This is a genomic window from Skermanella stibiiresistens SB22 (genome assembly GCF_000576635.1).
Taxonomy (GTDB): Bacteria; Pseudomonadota; Alphaproteobacteria; order Azospirillales; family Azospirillaceae; genus Skermanella; species Skermanella stibiiresistens.
Genome location: NZ_AVFL01000003.1, coordinates 128304 through 140515, shown reverse-complemented (window position 1 = coordinate 140515; position 12212 = coordinate 128304). Strand labels below are relative to the sequence as shown.

10 protein-coding genes are annotated in these 12212 nt (G+C 66.8%); 1 reads left to right on the top strand and 9 read right to left on the bottom strand.

Translation table 11 applies throughout. The features are described from left to right. Positions 1 to 73 precede the first annotated feature (73 nt). The 8 genes from N825_RS05800 to N825_RS05765 form a co-directional block, all read right to left on the bottom strand. Positions 74 to 1282 (bottom strand): amidase, encoded by a 1209-nt coding sequence (locus N825_RS05800; protein WP_051511598.1) that lies wholly within the window; start codon positions 1280 to 1282, stop codon positions 74 to 76. 133 nt (positions 1283 to 1415) lie between these two features. Next, on the bottom strand, positions 1416 to 3026 hold the full coding sequence (locus tag N825_RS05795; RefSeq protein ID WP_037448205.1) for an ABC transporter substrate-binding protein: 1611 nt from the start codon (positions 3024 to 3026) through the stop codon (positions 1416 to 1418). A 54-nt stretch (positions 3027 to 3080) separates the two neighbouring features. Beyond that, positions 3081 to 4535 carry an amidase gene (locus N825_RS05790; RefSeq protein ID WP_037448203.1) on the bottom strand — a complete coding sequence of 485 codons (1455 nt, stop codon included), beginning with the start codon at positions 4533 to 4535 and terminating at the stop codon, positions 3081 to 3083. 51 nt (positions 4536 to 4586) lie between these two features. After that, positions 4587 to 5579, bottom strand: coding sequence for an oligopeptide/dipeptide ABC transporter ATP-binding protein (locus tag N825_RS05785; protein WP_037448202.1), 993 nt, complete (start codon positions 5577 to 5579; stop codon positions 4587 to 4589). Further along, positions 5576 to 6538, bottom strand: a complete 963-nt coding sequence (locus tag N825_RS05780; protein WP_037448200.1) for an ABC transporter ATP-binding protein — start codon at positions 6536 to 6538, stop codon at positions 5576 to 5578. Before N825_RS05780 ends, N825_RS05785 begins: the two co-directional genes overlap by 4 nt. After that, on the bottom strand, positions 6535 to 7386 hold the full coding sequence (locus N825_RS05775; RefSeq protein ID WP_051511597.1) for an ABC transporter permease: 852 nt from the start codon (positions 7384 to 7386) through the stop codon (positions 6535 to 6537). The genes N825_RS05780 and N825_RS05775 overlap by 4 nt, the downstream gene beginning before the upstream one ends. A gap of 3 nt (positions 7387 to 7389) precedes the next feature. After that, the gene (locus tag N825_RS05770) at positions 7390 to 8403 is read right to left on the bottom strand and encodes an ABC transporter permease (protein WP_037448197.1); all 1014 of its coding nucleotides are present in this window, start codon (positions 8401 to 8403) and stop codon (positions 7390 to 7392) included. A 246-nt stretch (positions 8404 to 8649) separates the two neighbouring features. Further along, positions 8650 to 9225 (bottom strand): cupin domain-containing protein, encoded by a 576-nt coding sequence (locus N825_RS05765; RefSeq protein ID WP_037448681.1) that lies wholly within the window; start codon positions 9223 to 9225, stop codon positions 8650 to 8652. A 127-nt stretch (positions 9226 to 9352) separates the two neighbouring features. Between N825_RS05765 and N825_RS05760 the strand changes: the two genes are divergently transcribed. Then, the gene (locus tag N825_RS05760; protein ID WP_037448194.1) at positions 9353 to 9868 is read left to right on the top strand and encodes a cupin; all 516 of its coding nucleotides are present in this window, start codon (positions 9353 to 9355) and stop codon (positions 9866 to 9868) included. A 108-nt stretch (positions 9869 to 9976) separates the two neighbouring features. On the opposite strand, the gene N825_RS05755 is transcribed toward N825_RS05760, so the two are convergent. Further along, positions 9977 to 12178, bottom strand: coding sequence for a xanthine dehydrogenase family protein molybdopterin-binding subunit (locus N825_RS05755; RefSeq protein ID WP_037448191.1), 2202 nt, complete (start codon positions 12176 to 12178; stop codon positions 9977 to 9979). Between the last annotated feature and the right edge of the window lie 34 nt (positions 12179 to 12212).

The window sequence follows — 12212 nt, the reverse complement described above, 5'->3', positions numbered from 1 at the left end:
CCCTGCTCCCGACGTTCAGGTCAGGCGCGGCACTCCGATGAAAGGTGCCAATGTGGAGTTTAATTCTGGTCCGTCAACAAAGCGGTAATGCCACCTTTGATCGTAACAACGGCTCCATCGCCTTCGCCATCCCGATCAAGGCGGCGTCGCCGCCGTGCCAGCCGATCAGCGACAAACCGATGGGAATCCCGCCGGCCCAGCCGAACGGCAGGTTGACCTGCGGCGATCCGGTCAGCCCGGCGATCGCCGTCAAATCGATGACCCTGCTGACCGCGCGGCGGATCTCCGACAGGCGGGCGTCTCGGCGGATCGGCGGAATCGGCGCGGTCGGCAGGCAGAGCACCCGCTTGCCATCCAGCAATCCCTCCAGTCGCTCGCGCGCCGCGATCCGGAACGCCTTTGCGGATTCCACCACCTCGGCGGGGACCGTGCCGTCGCTGGCGAAGGCGCCGGCGACCTCGCTGGAGAAGCGCGGATTGACCCGGTCGATCCAGTCGCGGAAGGTGTCCTGAAACTCGGTCGATTGCAGCACCAGCTGATGACGCGACCAGTCCGCGATGGCGCCATCGTCCGCCAAGCGGCAATCACGGGTCTCCGGCACGACGGCCCTCAGCCGATCCAGCACTGGCCGCAAGGCGTCGGTGACGGCGGCGTCGGCGATCCCGAAGCAGTCGGTCGCGACCAGGATCCCAGGGGGCAAGTCCTCGCCGATCGTCTCTCCCAGCAGCACGCTGCCGACCCGCGCGAACATCCCGGCGTCACGGGTGAAGTACCCGACCGTGTCGAAGCTCGGGGCTTGGGTCATCAACCCCTCGACAGGGATGCGGCCATGGGTGGGACGCAGCCCGTACAGCCCGCAGAAACTCGCCGGCGTGCGGACCGATCCCCCCGAATCCGTCCCCAGCGCGAAGTCCACCACCCCACCGGCCACGGCGGAAGCCGATCCGCTCGAAGATCCGCCAGGCACGAGATCGCGGGCGCGGGGATTGACCGGCGTGCCGTGATGGCGGTTGATGCCGACCAAACCCAGCGAGATTTCGTCCGTGATGGTCTTGCCGGCGACGCTGGCTCCCGCGTCCAGCAGGGTCCGCACCGCCCAGGCGTGGCTCTCGGCGGGTGCGTGGCTTTCCGCCCAGTCGGGATTGCCGCAGCCGGTGACGTGGCCAGCCACGTCGAACAGGTCCTTGACCGCGAAGCTCAACCCGCTCAGCGGTCCCTCCGCCGAACCCTGCACCCGAACATCCGTTCCCGGAACGAAGGCGCCAAGCGCGTCCTTGATCACATGTCCCCCTTCAATGATAAATGACGGTAGGCGTAGGTCGGATAAAGCGAAGCGGCATCCGACACCATCTCGCCCGCTTTGCCGGATGCCGCTCCGCTCCACCTGACCTACCGCTAACTCGATTAACCGCTGGTCAGTTCTTATAAAGCTTCCGGAAGTCCGGATGGGTGTGGAACCAATACTCGAACCCCTCGACGTTCTTCTGCATCGCGTAGTCGGCGTACCGGTTATACAGCGGGATGCGCGGCAGGTCGGTCATCACGGTATCCACCATCTTCTGGAGGCTCGCCTTGTAGACGGCGGGATCGGAGGTGAAGCGCGCCGTGTCGATGTCCTTGTCCAGCGCCGGGTTGACGTAGTTTGCGGTGTTGAACACCGAGTTGTTGGCGCCGTGATAGGTCCAGAAGAAGTGATAGTCGGGATAGTCGAGCCAGCCGTAGAACTCGCCGATCACCATCGGCATCTTCTTCGACGCCATCTGGGCGAACCAGTTGGAGCCCGGGACCTTCTCCAAGGTCACCTCGACGCCGATCTTCTTCAGCGCCTCCTGCATCAGGATCGCGGTGGGTTCGCGGACGGTCGCCTCCGACAGGTCGAACGACAGGGTCGTCTTGAAGCCATCGGGGAAGCCGGCCTCGGTCAGCAATTGCTTCGCCTTCGCCAAGTCCTGCCCATGCTTGATCGGCACCGGCCAGGTCGGCTCATACGGCGTCGCCGGGTCGCCGTCGAACATCCCCTTGGCGCGGCCATACAGGGCCGATGACAGGATCTCCTTGTAGGGCAGGGCGTAGGAGACCGCCTCGCGGACCTTCGGGTTGTCGAACGGCGGGATCTGGACGTTCATGTCCAGGTAGACGAGGTCGTTCTGCACCGGCACGCCGATGACCTTCACCTTGCCGTCCTTCGCCAGTTCCGCGTAGTCCTTCGGCGGCAGGCCGACCGAGATGTCGACGTCGCCCTTCTCCAGCAGGGCGCGGCGGGTGCCGGCCGATGGGATCTGGCGGTAGACCACCTTCTTCAGCTTCGGCAAGGCGCCGGACTTCCACTCGTCGAAACGGACGAAGACGGTCTGCTGCCCCGAGGTCCAGTTTTCGATCTTGAAGGCGCCGCCACCGGCGTCGTTGCGCGACACCCAGTCGAACGCCCAGGGATCGGCGGCCGTGGCGTGCTTCTTTGCCAGTTCGGAATTGACGATGACCGGCACGGGCACCGCCAGGTCCGGCATGATCAGCTTGTTGACCTGATCGAAGGTCGCCTTGAAGGTGTGGTCGTCGATCACCGAGAACTGCTCCGGCTTGACCAGCGAGCCGGCGGCCATCTGGATCGCCGGGAAGCCTCCCGCCGCGATGGCGCGATCGAACGACCACTTGACGTCCTTCGCCGTCACCTTGGCGCCATCGTGGAAGGTCGCGTCCTCCCGCAGGTGGAAGACATAGGTCAGCCCATCCTCGCTGACGTCCCAGCTCTCCGCCAGCTCGGGGGTCATCACCTTGGCGTCGTAGGAGACGGTGCCGTCCGCCAGCGTCTTCTCGCCATGGCTGACCAGCCGGTCATAGACGTGCCACGACACCAGGCGGCTGTGGTCGTTGGCGGTCGGGACCATGGTGTCCAACCCGTTCGGTCCCATCTCGGAGACGATGACCAGGGTGTCCTTTGGCGCCGGCGCCGCGAGCGGTGCCGTCGCCGGAACCGCGACGGACGCCATCAGCATCGACATGGCGAATACGCGTCTAGTCATCTTCATCGATGGGGAACTCCTGTGGCGGATGGAGGAGGACGATAAGAATAGGTTCGGTGATCAAAGGCCGAGGTCGCCGACCAGCTTCGGCCAGGCATGGGCCCAGGGGTGGGCGCGCTCGAAGGCGCCCGACGCCGCCAGCACGGTGCGGTCGTCCAAATGGCGTCCGATGATCTGGAGGCCGACCGGAAGCCCATCCTTGGTGAAGCCGGCGGGGATGCTGGCGGCCGGCTGGCCGGTCAGGTTGCAGATGAAGGTGAAGGCCAGCCACGCGGCCGACCGCACCATCTTGCCCTCGATGATCTCCGGTCCCTGCATGTAGAGCGGGAAGGCCGGCACCGCCAAGGTGGGGGTCAGCAGCAGGTCGTAGTTGGCCATCAGCCGCCACATCTTGTTGCAGACACCCTGCCGGACGAACTTGGCGTCCGTGAACTCCTCGGCCTTCCAGTCGCGGAACACCAGATCGAGCAGATGCGGCGATATCTCGTGCTCGCGCCCCTTCATCAGGCGGCGCATGCCGGTCAGGTCGGTGTCGGCGGCGACCATGGTCCAGAAATGGGGCAGGGGATCCTCCCAGCCGGGATCGACCCGCTCGACCACGCAGCCCAGATCGGTCTCGAACACCTTGACCGCCTCCGAGACGACGCGGCGCACCTCGGGATCGACCGGCGCGTAGCCCCAGTCCTCGCTATAGGCGATCCGCAGCCCCTTGACGCTCTCGGTCGTGGCGCCGAGGTAGTCGAAATCGGCGGCCGGGATCGAATAGCGGTCGCGCGGGTCGGGACCGGTGATGACGTTCAGCATCAGAGCCGAATCCGCCACCGTGCGGCTCATCGGACCGACATGCTCCAGCGACTCCCAGCTCGACACGCCGGGATAGCGCTCGTCCCGGCAGCCGGGATAGAGCGGCACGCGCCCCATCGACGCCTTGATGCCATAGAGGCCAGACAGCGCCGACGGGATGCGGATCGATCCGCCGCCGTCGCTGCCGATCGCGAACGGGGCGACCCCGGTCGCGACCGACGCCGCCGACCCGGCGCTCGACCCGCCCGACGTCAGGTCCAGGTTCCACGGATTGCGCGTCGCCTCGAACACCGGGTTGTGGCCGACGCCGGAATAGCCGAACTCCGGCACGTTGGTCTTGCCGATGATGACGGCGCCGGCCTCCTTCAGCCGCTCCACGACGATGTCGTCCTCGTCGGGGATGAAGTCGCGGTACAGATGCGAGCCCATCACCGTCAGGATGCCTTTGGTCGCGACCAGGTCCTTGATGCCGATCGGCACGCCGGCCAATGGCCCGGGGTCCTCCCCCGCCGCGATCTTCGCGTCCACCGCCTTCGCCGCCGCGCGCGCCACGTCGGGCGTCGGCGTGCAGAAGGCGTGGATATGCGGCTCCAGCACATCCATCCGCTTCAGCACCGCTTCGGTGACCTCGGCCGCCGACAGCTCCTTGGCCGCGACCTTGGCCGCCACCGTCACGGCGTCCATGCGGCAGATCTCGTTCTCCTGGCTCATGGCACCTCTCCCTGGTTGTTATTTATTCAACGATGTTCAGGCGACCGGTCTTCAGGCGAAATGACAGGCGGCGGACTGGCCGCCGCCCAAATCCCGCAGCGCCGGCATGGTCGTGACGCACTCGGCGGCCGCCCTCGGACAGCGGCTTTGGAACCGGCAGACGTTCGGGTCGGGCGAGATCGGGCTGGAGGGGCTGCCGTCCAGCCGCGGCCGGGCCTCCCGGCGCCGGGCCGGGTCGGGGATCGAGGCGATCAGCGCCTGGGTATAGGGATGGCGCGGGTTGGCGAACAGCTGTTCCACCGGCCCGACCTCGACCACCTTGCCGAGATACATCACGACCACGCGGGAGCACAGCAGGCGGACGACGTTCAGGTCGTGGGAGACGAACAGGTAGCTCATCCCCAACCTCGCCCGCAGATCGGCCAGCAGGCGCAGGATCACCGCCTGTACCGAGACATCCAGCGCGGAGGTCGGCTCGTCCAGGATCAGCAGTTCCGGCTCGACCACGATCGCCCGCGCGATGCCGACCCGCGCCCGCTGCCCGCCGGACAACTGGTGGGGATAGCGCTGCACCAGTTCGCGCGGCAAACCCACCAGCGTCGCGGCCCGGTTGACCCGGGTGGCGATCTCATCGGCGTCGGACAGCCTCAGCAGCCGCCTCAGCGGATCGGCGATGGCCTGGAACACGCGGAACGACGGGTTCAGGCTCTCGGTCGGGTCCTGGAACACCACCTGGATGCGGCCCCGGTCGGGCGAGGCCACGAACTTGGCCTGAGTCATGCCGGTGATGTCCTTGCCGCCCATCAGGATCTGGCCGGAGGTCGGATCGATCAGGCGTGCCAGCAGCCGCACCATGGTCGACTTGCCGCAGCCGCTCTCGCCGACCAGTCCGACGCATTCGCCGGCCCCGATCCGCAGATCGACATCGTCGACCGCGTGCAGCAGCGTCCCCTTGGCGCTCCCCTTGACCGGGTAGAGCTTGCTCAGCCGCTGGGCGTCGAGCAGGGGGGTTGGATGTGCGGCGTATTCCGGAAGGGCGGTCATAGCGGCACCCGGCAGCGGACGATGTGATCGGGGGACAGTGTGGTCCAGGGCAGCGGCGGCACGTCGCACTGCGGCAGTTTCCGCGCGCAGCGCTCGCTGAACCGGCACGGCGGCAGGTCCCGCCGCAGGTCGGGCAACTGCCCGCCGATCGAGGGCAGGGTGTCGAGCGTCGAGGTCGGCGTCGGCGTGGCGGCCAGCAGTTGCAGCGTGTAGGGGTGCGCCGGCCGGGACAGCAGGACTTCGGTCGGGGCCACCTCGACCACGTGGCCCGCGTGCATCACCACGATGCGGTCGCAGTATTCGCCGGCCAACCCCAGGTCGTGGGTGATCAGCAGCGTCGACATGCGGCCGTCGCGGCTCTTGTCGCGGATCAGGTCCATGATGACCGCCTGGGTCGTCACGTCCAGCCCGGTGGTCGGCTCGTCGGCGATCAGCAGCGACGGCGAGCAGGCCAGGGCTATCGCGATCATCACCCGCTGGCACATGCCGCCGGACAGTTCGAATGGATAGGCGTCGTAGCGCCGTTCCGGATCGGGGATGCGGACCCGCTCCAGCGCCGCGATGGCGGCCTTTCTCAGGTCGCGGCGCGGAATCGCCTCGTGCTCCATCAGCACGTCCTCGATCTGGCGGCCCACCTTGCGGATCGGGTTCAGCGCCGTGCGCGGGCTCTGGAAGATCATCGCCATCTCGCGGCCCCGGATGGCGCGCAACGCCTCGCCCTTGGTCGCCAGCAGGTCCATGCCGCCCAGCACGATCGAACCGCGCTTGATCTCGGCGGCGGCGTCGCTCAGGCCCATCACGGAATAGGCCATGACCGACTTGCCGGACCCGCTCTCGCCCACCACACCGACGATCTCGCCCCGCTTGACCGTCAGGCTGACATCCTCCAGCGCGCGGACGACACCGTGCCGGGTGCGGAACTCCAGGCCGAGGTCCTTGATGGTCAGGTGATCGGTCATACCCGCTTCCTCGGGTCGAGCAGGTCGCGCAAGCCATCGCCCAGCAGGTTGAACGAGAAGACGGCCAGCACCAGGGCGGCGCCGGGGAACACGAAGGCCCACCACTCGCCCGAGACGATGAAGCTGGCACCTTCCGACACCATGATCCCCCATTCAGGCGTCGGCGGACGCACGCCCAACCCGATGAACGACAGGCCGGCCGCGTTCAGGATCGCCCAACCCATGTTGAGCGAGGCCTGCACCATCATCGGCGGCAGGATGTTCGGGATGATGTGGACGACCAGCACGGTCAGGGTGCGGTTGCCGCCCATCCGCGCCGCCTCGGCGTAACCCAGGTCGCGCCGCACGTTGACCTCGGCGCGGGCGAAGCGGCAGTAGAAGGGCAGGTTGATGATCATCGTGGCGATGATGATGTTGGCGACGTTGTTGCCCAGCGCCGCGACGATGCCCATCGCCAGCACGAACAGCGGAAAGGCCATGATGGTGTCCATAAGGCGGCCGATGATCCTGTCGGTCCAGCCGCCCAGATAGCCGGCCGCGGAGCCCAGCGCCAAGCCGACGCCGAACGACAGCGCCACGGCGGAGAACGCCATGCCCAGGTCGAGCCGGGTCGCGACGATGACCCGGCTCAGGATGTCCCGTCCCAGCGCGTCGGTCCCGAACCAATGGTCCAGGCTGGGCGGCGCCAGCTTGGCGGTGGCGTCGGTCGTCAGTGGATCGTAGGGGGCGATCCAGCCGCCGAACAGGGCGCAGACCAGCAGCAGCGCCAGGATGACGACCGCGACCAGCGTCAGCGGGTTTTCGCCGAACGCGTGGCCGGTGTTGCGGGCGAGGGTGGTGAAGCTCATCGCTCAGCCCTCGAACCGGACGCGGGGGTCGATCAAGGTCGCGAGCACGTCCACCACCAGGTTCAGCAGGATATAGAGGATCGCCATCATCAGGACGAAGCCCTGGACGGCGGCGTAGTCGGAGGCGAGCACGGCGGAAACCGCGTAGGCGCCGACGCCCTGCCAGCCGAACACCTGCTCGATCAGCACGTTCGAGCCGAGCAGGAACGAGAACACCATGCCCATCACCGACGAGATCGGCAGCAGCGAGTTCCGGAACGCGTAGGTGAACAGCACCTTGGATGTCGGCAGCCCGCTGGAGCGGGCGGTGCGGACGAAGTCGCTGGACAGGGATTCCAGCATGGCGGCGCGGGTGATCCGCGCGATCGGGGCCAGCGCGAACAGCCCCAGCGAGATGGCGGGCAGCACCAGCTGCGCCAGCGAGGCCCGGAAGACCTCCATGTCACCGGCGATCAGCGCGTCCACGGTGAAGGCGCCCGTCACCCGCGGCGGCGCCGTGTACAGGATCTCGTTCAGGCGGCCGAGCGGCTCGGGCGCCATTCCCAGCAGGAAATAGAAGACGTAGACCAGCAGCAGCCCGATGAAGAAGGTTGGAAACGCGGCGCAAACCGTGACGATGGCCCGGCAGGCGTGGTCCGCCGGCCCGTTCAGCCGGATCGCCGCCAGGACGCCCATCGGGATGGCGACGCCGATCGCGAACAGCAGCGCGAAGGCGGACAGTTCCAGCGAGGCGGGCAGGCGGTCGACCAGATCCTTCAGCACCGGCTGGCCCGTGGTCAGCGAGTTCCCCAATTCGCCCCGCGCCAGATCGCCCACATAGTGGAGGAACTGGACGATCAGGGGCCGATCCAATCCCAATTTCTGCCGAACCTCCGCGATACTGTCGGCGTTGGCTGCGGGACCCGCGAAATAGGCGGCGGGATCGCCGGGCAGGGCGTGCGACAGCAGGAACGTCAGGATCACGACGCCGAACAGGCTTGGTATGGTGGCGAGCAGGCGTTTCCAGATGAAGTGCATCTGCCTTCCAGTCCGACCCGGTTGAATGCGCTGGCGCCGCTAGGAACCTCGGGATCGCGGCGTCCGGTCCACCCATCGCAAAGCCCGTGCCGTTTCCGCGACGCCGCGCCGTTTCTGGATTTCAATCGGGTTCGAAGGATTGGCCGCGGCGTTTCCCCATCGCGAATGGCGGATATCGAAGCACATGCTTAAAAATCATGCTCCGGAGCGCCGCCATGCCGCTTTGGACAAGTCCGCGCTGGACGTTCAATGGACTTGGGGTGTGTTGACCCAAACAATCCGCGCTTCGGTATCGCCAATATTCCGATACCGGTTGGTCAAATAGGCTTTGAAAAAGAATGAATCACCCGCAGACATGCGGAACGTCGTGTCGTCGATCGTCAGCTCTATCTCACCGGAAACAAGATATCCGACCGCCTCGCCTTGATGGGTGATCAGGTCGATCTTCTCGCCACCGGGCTCCACCACATGAATATTGGCCTCGAGTAGATTTCCCGCCCCAGCGGGAACCAGACGCTCATAGGATACCCCAACACCGCCCCTCAAGGCGTCGACGAAGACTTTCAAACGGTCCTCGGGTTTCTGGACCAACTTGTGATCATCGATCCTCAAGCCGAAAAAAGAGGCCATGTCGCGGTCGAGCGCGGTCACCAGCTTGCCAAGCATGGGAAGCGAAGGTGAAACCTTCCCTGATTCAATTTTTGAAATCATGCTTTCATCGCATCCGACAATCGCCGCGAGATCCCGCATTCGCATTCCCTTCAGCAAACGCGCGTGACGCAGTCTGGCGCCAACCTTGAGGGACACGTTTTCATTCGACATGAAGGCGCACCTCGTTCCAGGGAGAGCCCTGGAAAGATGACGGAAAATCATGTGGAACTCAATCCATGCCGTCGGGTGTTTCAAGGATTGATCCGTCATCCCCCCGAGGAAACGTCAAAGGGACCGCATGAAACCCGAGACCCTGCTTCTTCCCGCCAGCGATTGGGTTCCCAACAACCCGGTCCTGCCCGTGCTGCTCTATCGCGGTGTCGTCACCGGCAAGGACGCCGATGGAACGGCGTCCGAGTTCGAGGCGCTGTTCGACCGCCATGGCTGGCCGGCTCAATGGCGGAATGGCGTCTTCCCGTACCACCACTATCATCCGGCCTCGCACGAGGTGCTGGGCTTCGCCGCCGGATCGGCGCGGCTCATGCTTGGCGGTCCCGGTGGCCCCGAGGTCGAGGTCGGCACCGGTGACGTCGCGGTGCTTCCCGCCGGCACCGGCCACCGCCGTCTGTCCGCCGCGCCGGATTTCATGGTCGTCGGAGCCTACCCGCCCGGCCAGACCGGCGACATCCGCCGCGAGGCCCCGACCGCCGAGATGGCGGCCCGGTTGCCCCACATCGAGTTCCCCGACACGGACCCCGTCGCAGGCGCCGGCGGCCCCCTGCCGAAGCTTTGGAAGCGCACTACCGAGAATTGAAAATTCATTATGCGTAGGTCGGGTAGAGCGAAGCGGCACCCGACACCAACTCGCCTGCTTTGTCGGGTGCCGCTCCGCTCTACCCGACCTACGATTGTAAATGGTTGGTCACACCGGCGGCAGGCCCTCCAGCAGCTTGTCCGCCGTGATCGGGAAGTCGCGCACCCGCACGCCACAGGCGTCGTGGATCGCGTTCGCGACCACGGCCGCCGCACCCGATATGCCCGCCTCGCCAAGGCCCTTGGCACCGACCGGATTGGCGTGACGGTCGATCTCCTCGACGAAATACGCTTCGATCTGGGGCACGTCGGCGTTGGTCGGCACGTGATACTCCGCGAGGTCGCGGTTCACATAGGCTCCCGTCCGGGTATCGACCACCGCGTGCTCGTGCAGGGCATAGCCGATGCCCCAGATCATCCCGCCGATCGCTTGGCTGCGCGCCGTCTTGTGGTTCAGCACGCGGCCGCAGTCGAACACCGCCAGCATGCGCCGCACCCGGATCTCGCCGGTCACCGCGTTGACCCCGATCTCGGCGAAATGGGCGCCGTGGGTCGACTGGCTGAACGCCTGACCGGTACTTCCAGGCTGGATCGTTCCCATGCCCTCGATCGGCGACCCGCCCACCAACTCGGCCAGCGACACCCGCCGATTGCCGGAGATGGCGTGTCCATCCTTCAGCGTCATGTCGGCCGGATCGGCACCCATGCGCCGCGCCAGTTCCACCACGACATCCTCGCAGGCCAAGGCGACCGACGACGCGCTCGACGCCGCCCCGAACGAACCGCCCGACCCGGCGCCGGTCGGAAAATCGCTGTCGCCGAGATGGACATCGACGCTCCCGATCGGCAGCCCCAGCGACTCCCCCGCGACCTGGGCCAGGATGGTGTAGGTGCCCGTCCCCAGATCGGTCATGTCGGTCTCGATCAACGCGCGGCCATCCGCCCCAAGCCTTACCCGAGCCGCCGATTTCGCGAGGAAGTTGACCCGCGACGCGGTCGCCATGCCGTGCCCGATCAGCCAGTCACCCTCGCGCCGCTTCCGGCGATCGGCCCATCCGAAGCGCCGGGCGCCCTCGTCGTAGCACTCGATCAGCCGCCGCGACGAGAACGGGCTCCCGGTGGAGGGATCGACCTCCGGCTCGTTCGCCTTGCGGAACGCGATCGGGTCGAGGCCGAGCTTGGCGGCCATCTCGTCCATCGCGCATTCCATCCCGATCATGCCGACCGCCTCGCCGGGTGCGCGCACCGGACCGCGCGCGGTCAGGTTGACTTGCGCCGTCCGCGTCGTGAAGCTCCGGTTGGCCCCGGCGTAGAGTGCCACCGCTCCCAGCGCCACCGGCTCGAAGAATTGCGACGCGCCGGCCTTCTGCCCGACCAGACTGTCCTGACCCACGGCCGACAGTTTCCCCGCGCGGTCGGCGCCCAAGCGGACGCGCTGGATGGTATCGCTCCTGCCATAGGTGACATGGAAGATCTGCTGGCGGCTGAGTGGAACCTTGACCGTGCGCCCCGTCCGTTTCGCCGCGACCGCGGCGAGGATGATGTCGGCCGACATGGTCTTGCCGCCGAAGCCGCCGCCGATATAGGGCGTCAACACGCGGATGTTCTCGGCCACGATGCCCAGCGTCGCGGCGATCACCGGAATGGCGCCGCCGACGATCTGGACCGGTGCCCGGATCGTGAGCCGGTCGCCCTCCCACGACGCGATCGTGCCATGGGGCTCCATGGCGGCGTGGACCTGGGGTGGTGTCGTGTAGGTCACGTCAAGCGTCACCTCCGCCTCGCCCATCGCCTTGTCGATGTCGCCGATGACCGTGTCCGGCAGCAGGGCTCCCTCAGGCGGTGATTCCGCGTCGGCCTCGCCGTCGCGGATGTCGAACCGGCCGGGTTCCGCCACGCAGGTCACGACCACGGCCATCGCCGCGGCGCGCGCCGCCTCGAAACAGTCGGCGATCGCCACGCCGACGATCTCGCCATAGCTCTCGACCTTGCCGTCGTACCCGTGGGCGCTCTTCTGGCCGAAAACCGGCGTCTCGCGGGGGATAGACGCCTCGCCCGCGATGATGTCGATCACGCCCGGCATGCGGCGCGCCGCCTCCGTGTCGATCGCGGTGACGCGGCCCTTGCCGATCGGCGCCGTGATCGCGACGCCGTAAGCGAGGTTGTCGATCCGGTGCTCGAGCCCGTAGGTCGCCGTGCCCGTCACCTTGGCGAGCCCGTCGATCCGGCTGATCGGCTGGCCGAGCACGCCCTGGACACCGCGGTCCAGCGCCATGCCGGCATGCTTCTCGTTCATCTGGTATTCAGACATGCGCGATCCTCTGGTGTCGCGTTATTCCGGCGCC